Origin of the sequence: Salsuginibacillus kocurii DSM 18087 (assembly GCF_000377705.1) — a bacterium.
In the GTDB taxonomy this organism is placed as follows: domain Bacteria; phylum Bacillota; class Bacilli; order Bacillales; family Marinococcaceae; genus Salsuginibacillus; species Salsuginibacillus kocurii.
Map to the genome: position 1 here is coordinate 361434 of NZ_KB898624.1, position 21767 is coordinate 383200.

General features: G+C 43.3%; 19 protein-coding genes. All 19 read right to left on the reverse strand.

The window, feature by feature from the left end; translation table 11 throughout:
* Positions 1–2: 2 nt before the first annotated feature.
* The gene (yfmH, locus tag D469_RS0106090) at positions 3–1304 is read right to left on the reverse strand and encodes an EF-P 5-aminopentanol modification-associated protein YfmH (protein ID WP_018922492.1); all 1302 of its coding nucleotides are present in this window, start codon (positions 1302–1304) and stop codon (positions 3–5) included.
* 1 nt (position 1305) lies between these two features.
* Complete coding sequence (gene yfmF / locus D469_RS0106095; RefSeq protein WP_018922493.1) at positions 1306–2568, reverse strand: EF-P 5-aminopentanol modification-associated protein YfmF; 1263 nt, start codon at positions 2566–2568, stop codon at positions 1306–1308.
* Positions 2565–4865 carry an FtsK/SpoIIIE family DNA translocase gene (locus D469_RS0106100; RefSeq protein ID WP_018922494.1) on the reverse strand — a complete coding sequence of 767 codons (2301 nt, stop codon included), beginning with the start codon at positions 4863–4865 and terminating at the stop codon, positions 2565–2567. The genes yfmF and D469_RS0106100 overlap by 4 nt, the downstream gene beginning before the upstream one ends.
* Positions 4866–5147: 282 nt before the next feature.
* A complete protein-coding gene (locus tag D469_RS0106105) occupies positions 5148–5396 on the reverse strand; it encodes a YlzJ-like family protein (protein WP_018922495.1) in 249 nt (82 codons plus the stop codon).
* Positions 5396–6124 (reverse strand): ClpP family protease, encoded by a 729-nt coding sequence (locus D469_RS0106110; protein ID WP_026286125.1) that lies wholly within the window; start codon positions 6122–6124, stop codon positions 5396–5398. The genes D469_RS0106105 and D469_RS0106110 overlap by 1 nt, the downstream gene beginning before the upstream one ends.
* Positions 6125–6348: 224 nt before the next feature.
* A complete protein-coding gene (locus D469_RS0106115) occupies positions 6349–8013 on the reverse strand; it encodes a ribonuclease J (RefSeq protein WP_018922497.1) in 1665 nt (554 codons plus the stop codon).
* A gap of 433 nt (positions 8014–8446) precedes the next feature.
* Positions 8447–9316 carry a 4-hydroxy-tetrahydrodipicolinate synthase gene (gene dapA, locus D469_RS0106120; protein ID WP_018922498.1) on the reverse strand — a complete coding sequence of 290 codons (870 nt, stop codon included), beginning with the start codon at positions 9314–9316 and terminating at the stop codon, positions 8447–8449.
* A 95-nt stretch (positions 9317–9411) separates the two neighbouring features.
* A complete protein-coding gene (gene dapG, locus D469_RS0106125) occupies positions 9412–10662 on the reverse strand; it encodes an aspartate kinase (RefSeq protein WP_018922499.1) in 1251 nt (416 codons plus the stop codon).
* A gap of 16 nt (positions 10663–10678) precedes the next feature.
* Positions 10679–11728, reverse strand: a complete 1050-nt coding sequence (locus tag D469_RS0106130; protein WP_018922500.1) for an aspartate-semialdehyde dehydrogenase — start codon at positions 11726–11728, stop codon at positions 10679–10681.
* Positions 11729–11845: 117 nt separating this feature from the next.
* Positions 11846–12439, reverse strand: coding sequence for a dipicolinate synthase subunit B (locus tag D469_RS0106135; protein WP_018922501.1), 594 nt, complete (start codon positions 12437–12439; stop codon positions 11846–11848).
* An 18-nt stretch (positions 12440–12457) separates the two neighbouring features.
* Positions 12458–13318 (reverse strand): dipicolinate synthase subunit DpsA, encoded by an 861-nt coding sequence (dpsA, locus tag D469_RS0106140; RefSeq protein WP_018922502.1) that lies wholly within the window; start codon positions 13316–13318, stop codon positions 12458–12460.
* 124 nt (positions 13319–13442) lie between these two features.
* Positions 13443–13676, reverse strand: a complete 234-nt coding sequence (locus D469_RS0106145; protein WP_018922503.1) for a YlmC/YmxH family sporulation protein — start codon at positions 13674–13676, stop codon at positions 13443–13445.
* Between the two features lie 292 nt (positions 13677–13968).
* Complete coding sequence (locus tag D469_RS0106150; RefSeq protein ID WP_018922504.1) at positions 13969–15204, reverse strand: M16 family metallopeptidase; 1236 nt, start codon at positions 15202–15204, stop codon at positions 13969–13971.
* Positions 15205–15226: 22 nt separating this feature from the next.
* Positions 15227–16186, reverse strand: a complete 960-nt coding sequence (locus tag D469_RS0106155; protein ID WP_018922505.1) for a polysaccharide deacetylase family protein — start codon at positions 16184–16186, stop codon at positions 15227–15229.
* 196 nt (positions 16187–16382) lie between these two features.
* Positions 16383–18503 carry a polyribonucleotide nucleotidyltransferase gene (locus D469_RS0106160; RefSeq protein ID WP_018922506.1) on the reverse strand — a complete coding sequence of 707 codons (2121 nt, stop codon included), beginning with the start codon at positions 18501–18503 and terminating at the stop codon, positions 16383–16385.
* Between the two features lie 300 nt (positions 18504–18803).
* Positions 18804–19073 (reverse strand): 30S ribosomal protein S15, encoded by a 270-nt coding sequence (rpsO, locus tag D469_RS0106165; protein WP_018922507.1) that lies wholly within the window; start codon positions 19071–19073, stop codon positions 18804–18806.
* A gap of 230 nt (positions 19074–19303) precedes the next feature.
* Complete coding sequence (locus D469_RS0106170; RefSeq protein WP_018922508.1) at positions 19304–20251, reverse strand: bifunctional riboflavin kinase/FAD synthetase; 948 nt, start codon at positions 20249–20251, stop codon at positions 19304–19306.
* Positions 20252–20280: 29 nt separating this feature from the next.
* A complete protein-coding gene (gene truB, locus D469_RS0106175; RefSeq protein WP_018922509.1) occupies positions 20281–21201 on the reverse strand; it encodes a tRNA pseudouridine(55) synthase TruB in 921 nt (306 codons plus the stop codon).
* Positions 21202–21412: 211 nt separating this feature from the next.
* Positions 21413–21760 (reverse strand): 30S ribosome-binding factor RbfA, encoded by a 348-nt coding sequence (rbfA, locus tag D469_RS0106180; protein WP_018922510.1) that lies wholly within the window; start codon positions 21758–21760, stop codon positions 21413–21415.
* Positions 21761–21767 lie beyond the last annotated feature (7 nt).

The window sequence follows — 21767 nt, forward strand, 5'->3', positions numbered from 1 at the left end:
GTTTAAGCATCCACTTTCACTTTTGGCTTAATATAGTGAACGGATTGCTGAGTAGGTTCAAAATGTTCGTTTAAAGCTTTGTTTACATCTGTATGAGTTAAGTCTTCCAAAGTTGGAACGACATCAAACAAATCCATTCCGTTTTCTTCATACCGGGTAAATTGGGTCGCAATAAATTCCGGGCTGTTTAACTGTTTCAAAAATGTACCAATTCGCTTTTTGCGGACTCGCTGAAACAACTCATCAGATATTTCATTATTGCGAAAGCTGCTCAACACCTTTTCAATTCTAGCCACCAGTTCTTCAGGGTCTTTGGAATCGCCTCCGATTAGCGAGAAAGCAAAGGTCTTTTCGGCGGTAAAATCTACAGAAAATGAATCGTCTATTAACCCTTCTTCATACATTTCTTCATATGCTTCTGAACCAGGGCCAAACATCGCGTCTAACGCAAGCTGGATCGATAGTTCATATCTTAACAGCTCTTCACCTTGCCTATTTGGATTTTTATCTTTAAACCCCATTAAACATTTCGGTGTGGAAACACTCATTTCCGTTTGCTTTTCCTGGGACTTTGGTTCGGCCGGCTCATCTGGAAAGATTCGTTCGATCTCTTCCGGCGGATCGAATGATTTTTCTGCTTGATTGTTGCGAATTTCTTCAATCATCTTCTCAGGGTCAAACGGGCCGACAATAAAGAGGGTCATATTAACCGGATGATAAAAGGTGTTATAACACGTATATAAATCATCTTTAGTAATTTCTTGAATCGACTCTTCTGTACCGGCGATATCGGTCGCCACTGGATGCTTTTGATACATTTCGCTTAATAAGCCAAAAAGAATTTGAAAGTCGGCATTATCCTTATACATTCTTATTTCTTGTTCGATAATTCCTTTTTCTTTTTCCACACTATCTTCTGTAAAGTAAGGGTGCTGGACAAAGTCCAAAAGAGTATGGACATTTTTTATAACTTGTTCGGTACTAGAAAACAAGTAAGCCGTCCTCGTAAACGTAGTAAAAGCGTTTGCCTGGGCACCGCGCTCGCCAAAGGTTTGAAACACATCCCCTTCTTCATCTTCAAACATTTTATGTTCAAGAAAATGAGCGATCCCATCAGGCACTTTTACTGCTTCTTCACCCTTTAAAGGTACAAAATGATCATCTACAGAACCATAATTCGTCGTAAATGTCGCAAAGGTCTTGTTTAAAGAATCCTTTGGAAGTAGAAAGACCGAAAGGCCGTTGTCTAATTTTTCTTGGTAAAGGGTTTCTTTTAAGGTCGGAAAATCTTTTTTCTCTAACATGTTATGCTTCCTCCCCGTGCAGAAAATAAACAGTGTCCAACCGTACTTTAGCGGCACAATCAATCACATCTTGTTTCGTCACTTGTTCTAACTGTTGGATCCAGTCAGCAATGTTACGCTCCACTCCAGAAACGACGGCATGATATGAAAGTTCAATCAAGCCCCGGGAAGTGTCAGATTGTTCTAGCAGCTGATTCTTCTGCATTCGAATCGTTTGTTGAAGTTCTTCCTCACTAAAGTCACCATTTACAAGTGCTTCTAGCTGCTCCACCATAATCGATCTGGTTTTATCGTACTCTTTCGGATCAATGCCGGCCAGAGCGAGCACCAGTCCTTTATGGCTTTCGTACCGCGAAGCAGCATAGTAAGCCAAGCTTTCTTTTTCTCTAACATTCACAAACAATTTAGAATGAGGAAAACCACCGAACAGACCATTGCAAATTTGCATTGCCGCAAATTCTGCATCAGAAAAACGAACAGGGGTGCGGAAGCCAAGGTGCAGTTTACTCTGTTGGATATCCTCAGTTTCTTCATGAGTACTAACTTCTTCCGGCAGGTTATTTTTAGACTGCGTAGTTGATTCGTTGATGTTAACCTTTCTCTCAGGCAAAGCAGCTAATACATCCTCTTCTGTCATCACCCCAACTGCATATAAGTCGAATTGATCTTCACTTAAAAGCTTGTTATACGCTTCTTTCAAGTCGTCAGCTGTTAGTTGGTCAATCGCTTCAATGCTTCCATAAGGATGAAGGCCGAACGGTTCATTCTTACACATTTCTTCAAGCAAACGTACATTTGCGTAACGGGTTTTGTCATCTTTAATACTAGTTATTCGCTGCTTTAATGCTTGTTTCTCGGTATTAATCACCCGCTCATCAAAGCTCCCTGCTTCAGTCAAGAAAGGATTAAAAATGACTTCAACTAGAAAAGCAAGTGCCTTTTCTGCTAAAGGAACATCTGCTTTTAAATATCGTTCGTTCGCTACTTCCACCCGAATGGCCATCACATGGTGCTCTCCCTTTTTGGTCACTTCTATGCCAAACGTAGCGCCATATAATTCATCCAAATGAGCACGAATATCTTTTCGGCTTGGAAACTGCTCCGTTGCGCTTTTTAGGACGTTGGCCAGCAACGCCCGGGCAGCTACTGTTTCTTTTTCAAGCGGAGCTTTAATCTGTAGCACAAAGGTATTTGTTTTAAATGCGTCACTGGGAAGCAAATGGACATGAAACCCTTTTACATGTTCGGTTTTTTCTTTTATCACGACGTAGATCTCCTTTCATCAGAACGCTCTAAGTAATCGACACTCCCGATTAAGACATCACGGGGTTTCTTCCCTTCATAAGGCCCTACTACACCCCTAGCTTCCATTTCATCAACTAATCTTGCTGCTCGTGTATAACCAATTCGAAAACGGCGTTGAAGCATGGATACTGAAGCTGACTGTTTGTTGACAATAAATTCGACCGCTTCGGGATAAAGCTCGTCTTCCACATCTTTTGTCTCTTCAGGCTCTTCACTTGGGATCATATCTTCTTGATAAACAGCTTTTTGTTGCTCAACGATCGCTTCTACAACTTGCTCTACTTCCTCATCTGAGAGAAATGCCCCTTGAACACGCGTGGACTTATTTGATCCTACCGGCATATACAGCATATCTCCTTTACCCAGCAGTTTTTCCGCACCACCTGCGTCCAGAATAGTGCGCGAATCGGTTTGGCTGGAAACACCGAAGGCAATACGTGAAGGAATATTGGCTTTAATAACCCCGGTAATAACATCTACTGACGGGCGCTGAGTAGCCAGAATCATATGAATCCCGGCAGCCCTTGCCATCTGAGCGAGGCGTGTAATCGCATCTTCCACTTCGCCTGATGCTACCATCATTAAGTCTGCTAATTCATCCACGATCACGACAATATAGGGGAGTTCGGCCTGTTTTTCCTCCTTCGTATCATTGTGCTTCTTTACATAGTCATTATACCCTTCAATATTCCGAGTGCCTGAATGAGAAAATAGGTCATAGCGTCTTTCCATCTCAGCTACCACTTTTTTCAAAGCCTGGGCTGCTTTTTTCGGCTCTGTCACAACAGGCGATAACAGATGCGGCACACCGTTATAAACATTGAGCTCTACCATTTTCGGGTCAATCATCATCAGTTTCACTTCATGTGGTTTAGCTTTTAATAATATACTCGTTACAATCCCATTGATACACACACTTTTTCCGCTTCCGGTCGCCCCGGCAACGAGCAAATGCGGCATTTTGTTCAAAGAAGCCATAATCGGCTTACCGGAAATATCACGCCCTAAAGCGACTGATAAGATGTGGTCTTCACTTTCACTTTCTAACACTTCGCGCAATGTTACCATCGAGACAGCTTGATTAGGTACTTCAATACCGACAGCCGCTTTTCCAGGGATTGGAGCTTCAATCCGAATATCCTTAGCGGCAAGCGCGAGTGCAATATCATCGGCCAAGTTAACAATTTTACTAACCTTTACGCCCGTGCTCGGCTGGATTTCATACTTCGTGACTGCTGGACCGACATGGACTTCAATCACCTTGGCCTGGACCCCAAAGCTTTGCAGGGTGTCTTCTAAGATTTTTGCATTTGAAGAAATTTGGGATCGCTCGTACGTTTGGTTTTCCTTGGCTGGTGTTTGCAGCAAATTCATACTTGGCAGTTCATATGCTTCATTTTCCGTTTCTGCTTGCAACAGCGACACCGGTGGTTGTTCTTCCTCTGCCTCGTTTGCCGGTTTCACAGCTGCCGCTTCCTTTTTCTTTTTTGGTTGGGCTTGATCTGTAAAACTATAAATGACCGGTTCCTCTACTTCGGCGCTATTTGCTGGCTCTGGAGCCGGCTTGTCCTGTTTTTCTTTTGTTTTTGTACTCGCTGGTTCCTGCTTTTGTGCTTTACTTTGTTGTCTCGCTTGCTGTTTGGTTTGAATCTTTTGTTTCAAAGTTAGGTAGATTTTTTTCAGGTTGTGCAGAAACTTTGTCCCTATCTCGTGGAACGAACGGTTCGTAATGAAAAGAAAAGCAATTAAGAAAAACAAAACAGCTACCACTCGTGTTCCTGCAGTATCAAATAAAAAGTGGCTCATAGCAAACAACAAAGCACCTAGCATGCCTCCGCCAATATCAGCAGAACTCATTTGGCCTGTGATCTCCATCCAATAAAGCATCCATGTATTTATGAGTACAGAGCCTTCAGAAAAGGGTCCTGATGCTCCTAACGCTTCAAATAACCTGACATGAGTTAATAATAAAAGGCCACCCATTAAAAAATAAAAACCCATCATTCGTTTTGTCACAAGCGGAGGAAATGAACGTTTAACCATCAAGTACCCTGACAAAAACATAAGAACAATTGTAATAATCATATGCCATTCGCCAACAAATAATCGGAATAATTGAATTAAGGTCCATCCGACTATGCCTAACCCGAATAAAGCAAACAAACTTAAAGCAAAAAGAGCCAAGGCGCCTAATTCATACCCAAACTGAGTTCGCCATGATTGTTTGCTCTGTTTTTTCTTTTTTTTCTTAGCCATCTTTATCCCTCCTCGTAAGGGGCTGAATTCTCGTGTTGCGGTGCTAATCATATGTATTATGTAAACAGAGGCTAGGTTCTTGAAGTTGGGTTCTCAAAGGAGAGGGCCTCATTACCTCCGTTGCATGCAGGGGCCTTACCACATTCATATGTACGCCATCGGCTCCTATTGTTCAATGGCGCCGTAGCCCTAGCTGATTATGGGTAAGTTCATGCAATCAAGGAGCAATTTTCCTCTCTTTGACAAAAAGGAAGCCGCTATAAGCGGCAGACTTCCAGAGTTCTATTGTATCATATTTTCCTTAGTTTCCCTATGGTTCTGAAGCATAGCAAGGGGAATAGAACTCCCCGGCGTTAAGCTTTCATCCAAATAATCTGCTGGATTGGTACTAACAACTCGCTCAACCGTCCAATCTGTCCCCTGCTTAGAAGCAATCATCCACCCATGCTTTAAGGGAATTTCCATGCTTTCTGGCTGTTCCTTATTATCAAAGGCTCCGATTTCTTCCATAGAAAGTGGTGTATAAAGCATCAATGAATCACTCCTTTTTGTTCGCGAATAAGAGCATTGAGCTTAGCAAGTGCGGGGCCGATCCCTCCAGTCTCATCAATTAATCCATGAGCTACCGCGTCTGTACCAACAACATTCGTGCCAATGTCACGCGTAAGATTTCCTTTTTCAAACATCAATTCCTTCATTTTTTCTTCACTTACTTGAGAATGCTGCGTCACAAAGGTAATAACCCGTTCTTGCATTTTATCCAAGTATTCAAACGTTTGCGGCACCCCTAAAATAAGCCCATTCAAACGAATAGGGTGAATCGTCATTGTCGCTGTCTCCGCTATAAAGGAATGATCAGCAGCCACGGCGATAGGAACCCCAATCGAATGGCCTCCACCCAATACGAGCGTTACTGTCGGTTTGCTCATGCTTGCTACCATTTCAGCCATAGCGAGGCCTGCTTCTACATCTCCACCTACAGTGTTCAGCACGAGCAAAAGCCCTTCTATTTTCTGGTTTTGCTCAGCAGCCACTAACTGGGGGATCATGTGTTCATATTTTGTTGTTTTGTTTTGAGGAGGCAACTGCGTATGGCCTTCAATTTGCCCGACGATGGTCATGCAATGAATGTTCGCCGGGTCCAATTCAGGTACTGTAGTTTGCCCCATCCGTTCAATGTTACTGGCCGTTGACGCTTCACGATTTTCTTGTTCTTCTGGTTTTGGTTTCGTTTGCTGATTTTCTTCGCTATTATTCAAAGAAGCACCTCCCAACAGGATCACTCCTAGTATGAGACAGGAGAGGGATGCTTCATTCGCCTAAAAAAGATTCTGTCTAGCCTTTTGATCTTAGTGGACGATAAAAAGCCGTTGAACAAAAGGATTGCTACCAACACCCTTAGCAGTGGGCCGATACGTATCAACTCGTTTGCCGGAGCCAAAAACAAACCCCCTCAGCAACAATCACTGAGGGGAGGAGCGTGTTACACTTCCATAATAATAGGCAAAATCATTGGACGTCGCTTTGTTTTTTCATAGAGAAAACGGCTTAATATGTCACGAATGTTACTTTTCAATGATGACCATTCACTAATGTTTTCGTCCATGCATTTTTTTAAAGTATCATTTACTTTTTGGTTCGCTTCTTCCAATAGCTTTTCCGATTCGCGAACATATACGAATCCACGTGAAATAATGTCTGGGCCTGAAACAATTACGCCGGTCTTTTTTTGTAAGGTGACGACCACAACGAGAATACCATCTTCAGATAGAAGCCTGCGATCTCTTAACACAATGTTTCCTACATCACCAATTCCCAGGCCATCAATCAGGACATTTCCTGAAGGGACTTTCCCACTCCGACTCGCTTGTTGTTTGGAAAATTCGACGACTTCCCCTTTATCAAGCAAAAAGATGTTATCACGGTCTACCCCCGTCCGCTCAGCCAATTCTTGATGGGCGTACTGCATGCGGAATTCACCGTGTACAGGAATGAAATGCTTTGGTTGCAATAAGTTTAACATGAGCATTAATTCTTCTTGGCTTGCGTGCCCAGACACGTGAACACGATCTGAATAAATCACTTCTGCGCCTATTTTGTAAATGTGGTCCATAATCCGGCTGACGGATTTCTCAGAGCCAGGTGTCGGGGTAGCTGCGATCACTACTGTATCACTTGGTTGAATGGAAAGCTCCCGGTCAGCTCCCTTTGCCATTTGTGTTAATCCTGACATCGGTTCACCCTGATTGCCAGAACAAAGCACGGTAAGCTGTTGGTCACTGTACCCATGAATATCTTCGGGTTTTACAAAAATTTGTTTCGGGGTTTTTAAATACCCGAGCCTTCTAGCCATCTGCACGGTTTTATTCATTGATTGACCAAAAATAGTCACTTTGCGTTTCGTTTTCGCTGCTGCGTCAATCACTTGCTGAATACGATGTAAATTTGAAGCGAACGTCGTTACTACGACGCGTCCTTGCGCTTCTTGAAAAACATCATTAATACCTTCAGCGGTAGATTGTTCAGACGGAGTGGTCCCTGGACGCTCCGCGTTGGTGCTGTCTGACAATAGGCAGAGCACACCTTTCTTACCGATGCGCGTGAGCTTATCCATCTCGGTGAATTTTCCATCAACCGGCATTTGATCAAATTTAAAATCACCTGTGTAGACGATTAACCCTTGTTCTGTTTCGATACTTACCCCAATGCAGTCGGGCATACTATGGTTCGTTCGAAAAAAGGAAACAGGAACATTTCCGATTTTTTCTTTAGAATCTGCATGGATAACACGCAAATCAGATTTTTTGTGCATTCCATTTGCTTTTAATTGTTCTTCTAATAAACCAAGAGTCAGTTTCGTACCGTAAACTGGCACATTAATCTTTTGCAGTACGTATGGCAGTGCTCCTGCATGATCTTCATGGCCGTGAGAAACAACAATCCCTTTCACGCGTTCCTTGTTTTGCACGAGATAAGACACATCGGGTATAACAACATCTACACCGAGCATGTCATCTTCTGGAAACATCAAGCCTGCTTCAAGCACAATAATATCTTCATTCACTTCGACAACGAACATGTTTTTGCCCACTTCTCCTATACCGCCCAGGGCATACACACGTATCTTATCTGCATTTGACTTTGACAATGTTTTGTTCCTCCTAAATTATTCAATTCTACTATGTTGTGTATGGCATTAAACCTCAGGTTGTTGATCCACCATTTTTCTATTGCTCTGTCAGCTAATAGCGTATAAGCTGTAATTTTCCGGCGAGAAGGTTGTCCCAGCTAAAAGCCTAGTTACCGTTTTTACTTCAGCTTAAACCAGCCCATCCCCCATATTATCAACATCGTTTCAACAAGCTACCCGAACACTCACTTGCATGTAGTATAACTTACCAGTAAAAGAGAAAACAAGCCTTGCTATTTTTCCTTTGATCTTGTAAGACCTTCTCTTTACCGCAAAGTCCAATCCAAACACGTCCCCAAATCCCTGGAGGAAATAAGGATACGCCTTTTTTGTCTCTATATTATGTTTCGTTTAACCATATAAATTTTCAAGAAAAAATTTCCCTCCGGCCTTACACCGAAGGGAAGATATTATCCAAAGCTTGGGCCTTTTCAATAGGCATGGGTAAAAGCGGAAGTCGAGTTGATGCTTCAATAATCCCTCTAACCTTCATCACACCTTTTACGGCGGATGGGTTAGGCGCAGAAAAGCAAGCCTGCATGGCTGGTAAACATTCGCGGTGGAGCTGAGCTGCTCGTTGCACTTCTCCCTTGAAAAATGAGTCGATCATCTGCTCCATTTTCGTGCCAATTAAATGGGCTGCGACAGAGACAACGCCATCACCGCCAATTGATAACAATGGCAGCGTCATAGAATCGTCGCCGCTGTACACTTTAAAATCTTCTCCAGTATGTGCAATAATGTGCGCGCAGTTTTCAAGGTTTCCACTTGCCTCTTTTACGGAAGTAATATTTTCAATGGAGGCCAGTTCTATAATTGTATCAGGTAATAAATTAACCACACATCTTCCGGGAATATTATAGATCATCACTGGGAGAGACGTGGAGGCTGCAATCGCTTTAAAATGTTCAAACATACCTTCCTGCGAGGGCTTATTATAATACGGGGTGACCGCCATAATACCATCCACACCGGTTTTTTCCAGCTCTTTTGTAGCTGAGACACTGCCTGCAGTTGCATTTGTTCCTGTGCCTGCATAAATGGGCACACGTCCATTTGTATGGCGTACAACTGCCTTTGCCAATTCAATTTTTTCATCTAGTGAGAGAGTTGGAGCTTCCCCAGTGGTCCCTGCAATCACAAATGCTTCGCTGCCGGTTTCTATTAAATGATCGACAAGCTTTGGCAAACGATCAAAATCAATCTCTCCAATTTCTGTAAAAGGCGTTACCATGGCTGTGAAGAGACGCTTTTCATTCATAAGCCTCCCCCTTTTTATCAGGAATTGTTACATATCATTGATATAGTTCAAGCGGGGATACCTCCCCGCCTGACCATTCCCGATATTCTATGCGACTACACCTTTTCCTGTTCTTGGTCCAAGGTAGTAGGTTGATCTAACCCAAAGATTTGATGCAAGGCATTTATGGCTTGCTCCATATGTATACCTTCCACCAATACCCAAATTGTTGTGTGTGAATCCGCAGCTTGCAATATCGGTATTTCTTTTTCCGTTAAAGCGGTAGTGATCTTGGAGGCAACACCTGGAAGTCCAGTCATTCCTGCCCCAACAGCAGAGACCTTTGCACACCCACTTATTACATCAATTTTGTATCCTTTTGCTTCTAGTTTTTCAATGGCTTCGTCTTTTAGTTCATCTGGAACTGTATACACGACTCCGGAAGGGCTAATATTAATAAAATCAACACTAATGCCTGCTTCCGCCATCGTTTTAAAAACAATTGACTGAAGGGAAGGGTCATATGTCTTAGCATGCACATGGATCTGCGTCAATTTTGCCATATGGGCAATCCCTGTCACCATGCGATCCTCCGTATCTCGAACTGTCGAGCCTTCTTCAGCCGAAGAGGTAATTAATGTTCCCGCGGACTCTGAACGAGTGGAACGAATCCGAATCGGAACTTTTGCCTGCATGGCTATTTCAACTGCGCGCGGGTGAATGACTTTTGCTCCTTGATACGCCATATTACAAATTTCATTATAAGTGACTGTTTTTAACGGTCTTGCTTTTTGCACAAAACGGGGATCTGCTGTCATAACCCCTTCTACGTCTGTAAAAATATCTACCCAAGAAGCATCCATAGCAGCTCCTAGGGCTGTTGCAGACGTATCACTGCCTCCTCGCCCCAATGTCGTTATTTCTCCAGTAGGAGATTGACCTTGAAAGCCTGCTACGACGACGACGTCAACTTCTTTTAACTTTTGCTCTACTTTGCCTGTAGACATTTCGGTTATTTTAGCTTCTCCAAACTCTTCATCGGTTTGAAAGCCAGCTTGACTTCCGGTCATAGCAACAGCAGTCAACCCAAGTTCTGCTAGTTTTTCCGAGAAGACGACAGCTGATATAACTTCGCCGCAGGAGGTTAGTAAATCTTTTTCACGTTTTCCTACACGCGATTTGTGATCCCCCACCAACGAAAGAAGTGTATCGGTAGCGTAAGGATCGCCGTTTCGACCCATGGCCGAAACGACCACGACCACTTTGTACCCTTCTTCTACAGCATGTTTAACCCTGGCTGCAGCATAACTTCTCGTTTCCTCATTTCGAACAGAAGTACCTCCGAATTTCTGCACAATGACGTTCATAAGTCACCTCTTCACCTTATTTAAGAATGCCGAGCTTGACCAAGCTTTCTGCAATCTGCACGGAATTGTATGCTGCTCCTTTTACTAGATTATCTGATACAACCCAAAGGTGATAACCGTTTTCTTGGTCAAGGTCTTCACGAATGCGGCCGACAAAAACATCAGGCAAGCCAACACTATCTACCGCCATTGGATACAGTTGTTCACTTGGATCATCTTGTAAAGTAATTCCTTCTCCATCAGCCATGGTTTTTTTGAATTCTTCAAGGCTTGCTGCTTTCTTTTCAGTTTCCACATATACAGACTCGGAATGGCCTGTTTCTACAGGAAGGCGCACACAAGTAGCTGCAACGGCTAATGAAGAATCTTCTAAAATTTTCTTCGTTTCATTAATCATTTTCATTTCTTCAAAAGTATAGCCGTTTTCTTGAAAGACGTCGATTTGCGGCACAGCGTTGTAAGCAATTTGATAATGCTTTTTGTCACTTCCGACTGGCAGCACTTCAGGATTTGCCGGCTTGCCGTCCAAAATGTCGCGCGACTGCTGCCTCATTTCGTCCACCGCTTCTAAGCCAGCTCCTGACACAGCCTGGTACGTGGAAACGATCACTTTTTTCAGTCCGTATCTTTCACGCAGCGGCTGAAGAGCAACTACCATCTGGATTGTAGAACAATTAGGGTTTGCAATAATTCCTTTATGCTCGTGCAGAGCTTCTTCATTTACTTCCGGCACGATAAGAGGCACTTCTTCATCCATGCGAAATGCACTCGTGTTATCCACGACAAGCGCTCCACGTTTTACAGCTTCGGGAGCTAATTTCTTTGATACACTTCCACCTGCTGAAAAAAGAGCGAGCTGGACATTTTCAAAGCTCTCTGGAGTTGCTTCTTCAACGACGACTTCTTCTCCTTTAAACGTCAGTTTTTTGCCGGCTGAACGTTTTGAAGAAAGTAGCTTAAGCGAATCAATTGGAAAGTCCTTCTCTTCTAGCGTTTTAAGCATCTGTTCACCAACAGCCCCAGTTGCACCGACGACCGCTACGTTAAATCCATTTTCAGTTGCCATGTTGAAATACTCCCTTTCTTATATGTCAGCTTAGTGTTTCTAAAAGAATGCCTGTTACTTTTTGCATCTTTTATTAACATATAAGATGTTGGAAGATTTGACAACAGTGGTTTTTCTCTAATCTATTACTTTTTGCACGAGAACAGGCTGAATTTGCTGACCATCTAGAGCTTTATTAATTGTAGCCGGTATTTCTTTCATTTCAGCTACCAATGAGTTTGGCTTTTTTTCAGGATGGTCCTGCCCAAATGGTACAAAATAAATATTTTTTGCTTGCATAAGTTTCATTAAATTTGAACCGTTAAGTCCCAGCGCATCATTTGTGGAAATGGCCAAAACGACTGGCCCCTGATTCCTAAGAGTAGCTTTTGCTGCCATTAAAACGGCTGAATCTGTAAGGGCGTTTGCCATTTTAGCTAAGGAATTGCCAGTGAGCGGTGCGATAACCATTACATCAAGCGGTGTTTTAGGTCCAAAGGGTTCCGCATCGACAATTGTTGTAATAGGTTCTTTGTCTGTCGCTTCAATAACTGCTTGCTTCCATTTCTCACTGGCACCGAATTTCGTATCGGTTTTTAATACGGTAGGTGTTAAAAATGGATAAACTGTATTGCCCGCTTCTTTTAATTCTTTCATCACTGGAAGTACTTCTTCCAATGTACAATGAGAGCCCGTTACGCCAAAACCTATTTTTTTCCCCGAGACAGTCATATCCAACCTTGCCCCTTTCTATAATTGATTCAAATCAAATAAAACTGTTTCAGCTAACATTTGCCCTGCCCGCTTTGGCGCCAGCCAACCTGGTAGCCCTGGGGCGAGCATTGCTTTTAACCCTCTTTCTTTGGCGTACTCAAAGTCAGTGCCTCCTTCTCCAGAAGCTACATCTAAAATAAACAATTGAGGTTTGGCTTCTCGCAATAAACTTTTTGTTAAAACAAGAGCTGGAATCGTGTTAACGACCATATCAGCTGACGGCATCATGTCCGGTAACTTTTCTAATGGACCATTTTTAATTTGCATCGTTTTCAACCGTGCCCGTTCATATGGATCATTCGAGATTGAAGTGACATGCGCCCCCATAGCTTGCAACGTATTGGCAACAGTAAGGCCTACCCTGCCCGCTCCTAGTACGACAATGTCCGCACCGTGAATAGTGATATCGGTATGTTTAATTAGCAAATAGACGATTCCCTCCGCTGTCGGAATGCCATTTAAAATCGCCACATCATCTCGTTCTAATAAAGGATGCAGCTTTCGTTTCATGCCCTTTTCAAGTGCTTTGCCTCCTGTGCCTTTTATTCCCGTATACCACTTACAAGCAGAGGACGTTTTTTGCAATTGTTCCCGATCGATAACAAGGGGTTGTGACGAAAATACAGCCTCTACTGTATCTTGTTCTTTGATCCCTGAAACAGGGAACAAAAGTGCCTCTATTTGCTGCCACGGCACCTCTTGGAACGTGGCTTTCAACCCATGATGCAGCTGAACATGATCAAAACCTAAAGCATAGGTGCGGATGTTTTCATCAGCAAAGGTCCGCATCATTTCAATTTGTCTGGCATCCCCTCCTATAATCGCAATGCTTCTCATTAGTCCCCGCTTCCTTTCTATATAGGAATCATTTACTGTACCTTATGTAGGGAGGATTCCTAGTGTGTGCGCATCTACCTAATAAGCGCCGCCTTTATAAATTAAGGCGGCGCTTATAAACGTCTTATTGTTTTTCAATGATAATCATGTCTTCTCCCATCGTTTTCAATTCGTTCCACGTAATCTCTATATGAGAGGTGTCTTTTTGAAACATATGTTTCCTCGCTGTCGGAAATAAAAAAGAATGAATGTATCCGCTGCTTGGGTCAAACCAGGCATCTACTTTACCCGGCACCCCAAGCCTTCCTCCTTCGGTAAAATCAACTATTTCCTTCGACCCAATCTCACTTAATCGCATGTTGACCTCCTTTCGGTTTTCCTGCTGTCTTTCTCCTTAGCTAACGAGCAGCAAGAGCTACTTGTACGTTTAAACGTGCTGGTCAGTTAGCCTGCTCACGATTATTCTATGACTCGATTCATATATACTTTCATAAAATTAAAACACTTTTACCGCTTACACGTTAGGCGTGACATCTCACTGCCTCAATTGGTTTATGCCTTTAAGCTCGAGCGTAACAAACATATGCCGCACAGGAACCAGCAGAGAAACTAAAAGGACCTGCCCCCCTCAGGGAACAGGTCCTTTTAGTTTAAATCGATGTCGGCAACTGTCCCTCTTTACTAATTAATGAGAGACTGTAATCGTTGGAAAATGTAGCCTTAGCTACTTCTGATAAATCAGCTACACTCACCTCTTGAATTAAAGCTAATACATCGTCTAGGCTTCGGTGATGGCCAAGCATTAATTCATTTTTTCCATTTCGGCTCATGCGACTGTTCGTACTTTCCAAACTTAACATGATATTTCCTTTTAGCTGTTCTTTGCCATTTTCCAAGTCTTTCGACGTTATCCCTTGCTGTTTTACTTCAGTAAGAGTAGAAATCGTTGCTTCAAACAATTCATCTAATTGATCTTCTGCCGTGCCTGCATAAATTGTAAACATGCCTGTGTCCTGAAAGGCCGAATGATACGAAAAGACAGCATAAGCCAAACCGCGTTTTTCGCGAATTTCCTGAAACAGCTTGCTGCTCATGCTCCCACCTATGTAATTATTAAGTAAAATCATCGTGTACATGCGGTCACTGCCGATTTCAAGGCCTGGGAAGCCAAGACAAAGATGGGCCTGTTCCGTTCGTTTTTGATAGGTTCGTTTATCTTGATAAAAACGAGGGGGTGTCAATGCTCGCTGTTCTTTTTTGGCTGGCACTTCAGCAAAGCGTGCCTTTGTTTCTTCACGAATCGACTCTGTCACATTGCCAGCAAGGGAAATGACTACATTTTCCGCTGAATAATGTTTGTCCATATATTCCTGCAAGGTGTTACGGTCAAACTGTTCTAGCGTATCTTCAGTGCCAAGAATCGGCCTTCCGATTGGATGGTTATGGTATGAAGCTTCACCTAAATAATCATGGACAATATCATCCGGCGTATCATCAACCATTTTAATCTCTTCTAAAACGACACTTTTTTCTCTTTCTACTTCCTCTTCTTGAAAAGTTGATGAAAAGAACATGTCCGCTAAAATGTCAATCGCCCGACTAGCATGCTCATCTAATACTTTTGCATAAAAACATGTGTATTCTTTTGATGTAAATGCATTCACATGACCGCCAATCTGATCGAATGCTTCAGCAATCTCGGCCGCTGTCCGGTTTTCTGTCCCTTTGAATAACATGTGCTCTAAAAAATGAGAGATCCCATTTTCAGCAGCGTTCTCATAACGTGAACCTGTTCCAATCCAAATCCCGATCGAAACCGATCTGACATGCGGCATATGTTCTGTGACTATACGTAATCCATTTGGTAGTTGGTCTCGTTCTATCAACTGAACGCCTCCTTTACCCTGTTTATCTTTTTGCGGGAAGCCGTTTTTCTGAGGTGAGCTGAGATAGCGTCCCTACATGCAATCCTTCATCATGAGCTCCCTCGATGAGCCGCTCTAACGAACGAGAAGTAGCTTCAGTAGGATGCATTAAAACAGTGGCTCCTGGATGCAGCTTGCTTAACACACGATTAGTTAACTGTTCAGGGCTCGGTTTTTGCCAATCAATTGTGTCAACAGTCCACATAACCGTCCGCATTCCTCGTTCATCTGCAAGCTCAACGACCTCATCGCGGTAGCTTCCTGAAGGAGGAGCGAACCAAGTAGGGGTCGTATTTGTTGTTGCCTCGATAATCCGCTGGGTCTGTTCGAGTTCTTGTACAACTTTTTGAGCCGGCAATTGCGCCATATCTGGATGTGAATATGCATGGTTGCCTATTTCATGGCCCTCTTCTTTAATCATTCTAGCTAATGACGGATGCTTTCTCACCCATGAACCATCAAGAAAGAAAGTTGCCTTAACATTGTTGTCTTGAAGAGTCTGCAGCATATCAGGAATATACTCTTCTCCCCAGGCAACATTTATTAAAAAAGCAGTAGCGTTTTTATTTGGATGCCCTCTATACAACGGGGCCGCAGGCAAATCTTCCAGGTGAACTGAAGGTGACGTTTCCCGGAGAACAAGTTTATTTTTATCAAATGTACCTGCTTCTTTCATATTTTCATAGGAGGCTTCTATATCAACTTCAATCCCGGAATAGCCGGGCGTTGCCCGCCACACACTATCATCTTCTGCATTTTCAGCAGGTTCATTTATTGCTTCAGCAGCTTTTTCGATTTCGTACGTAAGCTGCAATGAATCAAATGTAGCTGAAGAAACTACTTCTACCTGCTCTTGTTGCTCACTGATCGAAAAATCGAATGAGAAAAAAACAAGGTATATAAGAACACACATACTTGCTCCCATGATAAAAAACTTAAACATCCAAACCCCTCCCCGCTCAATCGTATGTAGGAAAAAGCAGAGAAAGAACTGCTTTAATAAGGGAGAGAGGGGATGGATGAATCCTTTTACAAGCAGGAAGCTTGGCCTGCTGCCCTCCAGCTAGACCTAAACTTTCTTCTAAAAGTGTAAAAAGAACTTGGCTCAAGGCCAAGCCTTTTCTTATTGATTGAAATGATTATCCTTTCGACGGTGCTTCGGTTTGTTCTTTATTTTTCTCTTCATTTAGTATCGCTTTGCGGGAAAGATTGACGCGGCCCTGATTATCGATTTCTGTCACTTTGACCTCGATTTCGTCGCCGATTTTCACAACATCTTCAACTTTTTCGACACGCTCTTGCGCCAATTGAGATATATGAACAAGTCCATCTTTTCCTTTAAAGAGTTCTACAAATGCTCCGAATTTCTCAATTCGTTTGACTTTCCCTGTGTAACGTTCGCCAACTTCTACTTCACGGACAATATCTTCGATCGTCTTTTTCGCTTGCAGGTTGGCTTGTTGGTCAGCAGAAGAAATATAAACCGTGCCGTCCTGTTCAATATCCACTTTCACGCCATTATCATCAATAATTTGATTAATGGTCTTTCCACTTGGACCAATGACATCACGAATTTTTTCCGCTTTAATATGCATGGTAAGAATCTTAGGTGCGTATTCCGAAAGCTCTGTCCGGGACTCGCTGATTGCTTCGAGCATATTATTAAGCACTTTTAAGCGGGCGTGGTGAGCTTTTTCCAGGGCATGCTCCAGAATCTCGCGGTTAATCCCTTCAATCTTAATATCCATTTGCAGCGCTGTTACACCTTCTTTAGTACCAGCTACTTTAAAGTCCATATCCCCTAAAGCATCTTCCATTCCCTGAATATCGGTCAACACAGCAACATCATCATTTTCTTTAACGAGCCCCATTGCGATACCAGCTACTGGTGCTTTAATTGGGACACCAGCGTCCATCATCGCCAATGTGCTGGCACAGATACTCGCCTGAGAGGTGGACCCATTTGATTCCAACACTTCAGAAACGAGGCGAATCGTGTATGGAAAAGCTTTTTCGTCAGGAATCACTGCTTCTAAAGCACGCTCCCCTAATGCTCCGTGACCGATTTCGCGCCGGCCCGGTCCTCGAATTGGCCCTGTTTCCCCTACACTAAAGGAAGGGAAGTTGTAGTGGTGCATGAAACGTTTCGATTCTTCAAGGTCGAGTCCATCTAAAATTTGCACATCACCAAGGGCTCCTAACGTACAAACGCTGAGTGCCTGCGTTTGGCCGCGCGTGAAGAGTCCTGACCCATGTGTCCGTGGTAGTAATTTTACCTGAGAAGCTAAATCCCGAATTTCCTCCGGCTGTCGGCCATCAGGACGAATACCTTCTTTGGTAATGGAACGGCGAAACTCTTCTTTCACCAGGTCTCCAAGAATCTCTCCAACTTCGCCTTGCTGTTCTTCATCAAAATGCTCAAGAACTTCAGCTTTTACTGCTTCAGTTGCTTCATCACGCGCATGCTTTTCTTTAACAAGGACCGCTTCGTGCAGGCGGTTTCCTGTTTTTTCTTTGACCTTCGACACCAAGTCTTGATCAGGCAGTTTTAATTCGACTTCCATCTTTTCTTTGCCAACTTCTGCCACGATTTTCTCTTGAAAAGCGACAAGGCGCTTAATCTCTTCGTGCCCGTACATGATAGCCTGCAGCATGGTTTCTTCAGGCACTTCCAAAGCACCGGCTTCTACCATGTTAATCGCGTCTTTTGTACCGGCAACAATCAAGTCAAGATCGCTTTTTTCCATTTGTTCATTTGTTGGGTTCGTAATAAATTCCCCTTTGACTCTGCCGATTTGCACACCAGCAATCGGTCCGCCAAATGGAATGTCAGACACAGCAAGAGCAAGTGAGGATCCCAGCATTGCTGCCATTTCCGTAGAACAATCCTGATCTACGCTCATCACGGTGCTGATCACTTGCAAATCATTTCGGAATCCATCTGGAAATAGTGGACGGATCGGCCGGTCGATTAAACGACTCGTAAGAGTAGCCTTTTCACTCGGGCGTCCTTCCCGCTTAATAAATCCACCAGGGATTTTACCAGCTGCATAGAGCCGTTCTTCATAATTGACAGTTAACGGGAAAAAAGGCAGGTCTTTTGGTTCTTTTGATGCAGTAGCTGTAGTTAAAACGGCAGAATCTCCATAACGAATTAAAACCGCTCCATTTGCCTGTTTGGCAAGCTGGCCGACTTCAACCGTTACTTCACGCCCTGCCCACTCTAGGGTGAAGATTTGCGGTGTATTTTCTGAATTCAATTCATATTCCTCCTGTATCTCATCAATCGCTTCAACATGGAAAGCCTTTCGATTTTAGCCAGTCATGATGAAGCTGCCGCCCCTTGAAAGGCTTATACTAGAGAAACGATGATATTAATAAGGGTTTTTAGTATAGGTATACCCTTTTAAAGCATGTCCATCCGTGCATTCTCTCATAAGAAAAACGTTCCATCTGCTGCATAGCAGCATTATTGATTGTTCCTGATCCATTCATTTTTTAACAAGATTTAACATGATCTAACTGTAACAAAAAAGCGGGAAATCTCCCGCTTTTTGTGGTTATCGACGCAGCCCAAGGCTTCGAATAAGATCGCGATAACGCGTGATATCTTTATTACGAAGATACGTTAGCAAATTACGACGACGACCTACCATTTTTAGCAGACCGCGGCGTGAATGATGGTCTTTTTTGTGCGTACGAAGATGCTCGTTTAGATCCTTGATTTGCTCAGTAAGGATTGCAACTTGTACTTCTGGAGACCCCGTATCATTTTCATGCGTTTTGTACTGCTCGACGATTTCCTGTTTGCGTTCTTGGGTAAGTGCCATACCCAAACACCTCCTTAAATTATTACCGCCTACTCCCTAGCCGATCGTCGGAGGAACGAATTGGCCAAGAAAAGGCTGAATGTCATACAGTTCATAGAATACCTTTTTTCGAGCTAGAATGCAATAGTAAAGGTGAAGGAGCTTTTGGCAAATTACAAAAGTGTTTCCTTCATGTAAGACAAAGCACCCTCTTTGTATTTTAGCACCTTTTTAAGCTAACCATACCTATCCTAGCTAGAAAAATAGGAACGTGCTGCTGCTCTATCTTTTCCAATTTGCTCTTTCAATTCGTCAATCGAAGAGAATTTAACTTCTCCTCTTAGCCGCTCATGCCAAACAACCGTTGCTTTTTTCCCGTACAAATCTCCCTCAAAATCCAGCAGATGAACTTCAACAGTAGGATCATCCTCACTGATTGTATGAAATGTTGGCTTATACCCTACGTTAGCTACCCCGTGAATGGTCTCTCCCTCTACGATGAAAGATACCGTATAAACACCTGTTGCCGGCAGCATAAATGGCTCCTCACACTGAACATTTGCTGTGGGAAAACCGATCGTCCGCCCACGCCTCTCACCCGTTACAACTTTTCCAACAATGGAAAATTCACGGCCTAGCCAGACGTTCACCTCCTGCATGTCCCCTGCTTGAATTAATTCACGAATTTTTGTAGAGCTGACTTTTTCACTTTCTAACACATAAGGGCTTACTGTCGTCTGTTCAAAACAGCCCCGCGCATGAAAGGGCAGGGTCTCCATTGTGCCTTTTCCAAGCTGACCGTATGTATAATCAAACCCAGCCACTACATGTACAGCTCCAAGATCAATTAAATAATGATCCACGAAGGCCTGAGGAATGAGTTTAGAAAACGTAGCGTCAAATGAGACAATTAAGAGCCGATCGCAGCCGAGCGCTTCGATGGTTTTTTCTTTTTCAGGCAAGGGGGTAATGTAACGCATATCTTCTTCATTCACATCCGCTGACAGTACAGCTTTTGGGTGGGGATGGAAAGTCATTACCACACATTCTACATTACGTTCCTCTGCTTTTTGCTTTGCGGTTCTAATAACTTCTTGATGCCCAAGGTGAACACCATCAAAATAACCGAGCGCAAACACTGCAGGAGATCGTTCTTCTCTATGCCACCGATGTGGGTGATAGATATACTCTGTAATCATCACGTGCCACCTACTTCATTTAAGTCTAGTTATGAGGGGAGTTCGAGCGCAAGCATAGCTTGTGGTTTTAGCGCGTTCATTCGTTTAACATCTTCCATATACAAAGCTAGCGGCTGCCCTTTATAAAGAAAGAGTACCGGGCTGCTTTCTAAACCTGCAAAGCGCTCGAGCACAGCTCCATGCATAATTTTTTGTGCAGTGCCTTGGTCCACCTCAACGTGAGCTATATCCGGCAGAGCTTCTTGGATGGTAAAAAGATGCGTATATGCTTCCTCTGCTCGTTGTAACTCTTCCATTTTATCATAAGATATACAATCAGAAGTGGTAAATGGTCCTGCAGCTGTGCGAACGAGGGCAGACATATGGGCCGGATATCCGAGCTTCGCTCCAATATCGACAGCCACAGTGCGGACGTAAGTGCCTTTGCTACAATGAATATCGATATCAAAGCTTGCGGTGCCGTTATCCGCAAAGGAAAGCTCAGACGTTCTTTCACAAGTAAAAATAGTGACCTCACGCTCTGGCCGTTCCACCTCCAGGCCTTCTCTCGCATATTCGTATAATCGTTTCCCTTTTACTTTAACCGCCGAATAATAAGGGGGGACCTGAGTAATGGTACCTTGAAATGCGACCAACGCCGAATCGACTTGATCATGATTTAACGTTTTATCTACTTTTTCCTCTTGCACGATTTCCCCGCTTGCATCTTCTGTAGTGGTGGCTGTGCCAATCGTCACTGTCGCTGAATATTTTTTTTCAAGGCCGCTGATCATATTGGCCACCTTAGTAGCACGTCCAATACATAACGGCAGCACCCCAGTTACATCAGGGTCAAGGGTCCCTGTATGCCCGACTTGTTTTGTTTTAAACCAGCGCCGAGCTTTCATGACACAGTCATGGGAAGTCATTCCTTTTGGTTTATATAATGGTAAAACCCCAAGAGGCTTCATTTGCTCTCACCTGCTTTTGGATAGGTATATGTATTTAATTAAACCGGTGGTATTCTTGCTAATCACATGCTAAACCGTGCTTTATCGCTTTAAAGAAAACTAAGTAAAGCCAAGGCTACGGCGTAGGCTGAGCCTTAGTAGCGCTTATACCGTTTCCTTCACCTATTTAAACGTTCTTACGGTGTAAAAAAGCGAACGGTCTCCCGTCCGCTTATTCCTCTTTATGCAGGTCCTGGATTAATTTTTCGATGCGATTGCCATAATCAATCGAAGGATCAAACTCAAATTGCAGTTCCGGTGTTTTCCGGAGCTGAATTCGTTTCCCTATCTCTGAGCGAATAAATCCTTTCGCTTTACGCAGAGCGGTTAACGTTTCTTCTTGGGTTTGATCTTCGCCAAGGACAGTGATAAATACTTTTGCCTGTTGAAGATCTCCTGTCACCTCAACATCAGTAACTGTTACAAACTGGACACGCGGGTCTTTAATTTGGCGTTGAAAAATATCAGCCAATTCTTTTTTCATTTGTTCACCTACGCGCTCTGCTCGAACATTACTCATAGCGCAG

Excerpts from the sequence above, each read along its gene's own strand:
- yfmH (WP_018922492.1), bottom strand. The coding sequence starts at position 1,304 with ATGTTAGAGAAAAAAGATTTTCCGACCTTAAAAGAAACCCTTTACCAA.
- D469_RS0106100 (WP_018922494.1), bottom strand. The coding sequence starts at position 4,865 with ATGGCTAAGAAAAAAAAGAAAAAACAGAGCAAACAATCATGGCGAACT.
- D469_RS0106105 (WP_018922495.1), bottom strand. The coding sequence starts at position 5,396 with ATGCTTTATACACCACTTTCTATGGAAGAAATCGGAGCCTTTGATAAT.
- dapA (WP_018922498.1), bottom strand. The coding sequence starts at position 9,316 with ATGAATGAAAAGCGTCTCTTCACAGCCATGGTAACGCCTTTTACAGAA.
- dapG (WP_018922499.1), bottom strand. The coding sequence starts at position 10,662 with ATGAACGTCATTGTGCAGAAATTCGGAGGTACTTCTGTTCGAAATGAG.
- D469_RS0106130 (WP_018922500.1), bottom strand. The coding sequence starts at position 11,728 with ATGGCAACTGAAAATGGATTTAACGTAGCGGTCGTCGGTGCAACTGGG.
- D469_RS0106135 (WP_018922501.1), bottom strand. The coding sequence starts at position 12,439 with ATGACTGTCTCGGGGAAAAAAATAGGTTTTGGCGTAACGGGCTCTCAT.
- dpsA (WP_018922502.1), bottom strand. The coding sequence starts at position 13,318 with ATGAGAAGCATTGCGATTATAGGAGGGGATGCCAGACAAATTGAAATG.
- D469_RS0106145 (WP_018922503.1), bottom strand. The coding sequence starts at position 13,676 with ATGCGATTAAGTGAGATTGGGTCGAAGGAAATAGTTGATTTTACCGAA.
- D469_RS0106155 (WP_018922505.1), bottom strand. The coding sequence starts at position 16,186 with ATGTTTAAGTTTTTTATCATGGGAGCAAGTATGTGTGTTCTTATATAC.
- rpsO (WP_018922507.1), bottom strand. The coding sequence starts at position 19,073 with ATGGCACTTACCCAAGAACGCAAACAGGAAATCGTCGAGCAGTACAAA.
- D469_RS0106170 (WP_018922508.1), bottom strand. The coding sequence starts at position 20,251 with ATGATTACAGAGTATATCTATCACCCACATCGGTGGCATAGAGAAGAA.
- truB (WP_018922509.1), bottom strand. The coding sequence starts at position 21,201 with ATGAAGCCTCTTGGGGTTTTACCATTATATAAACCAAAAGGAATGACT.
- rbfA (WP_018922510.1), bottom strand. The coding sequence starts at position 21,760 with ATGAGTAATGTTCGAGCAGAGCGCGTAGGTGAACAAATGAAAAAAGAA.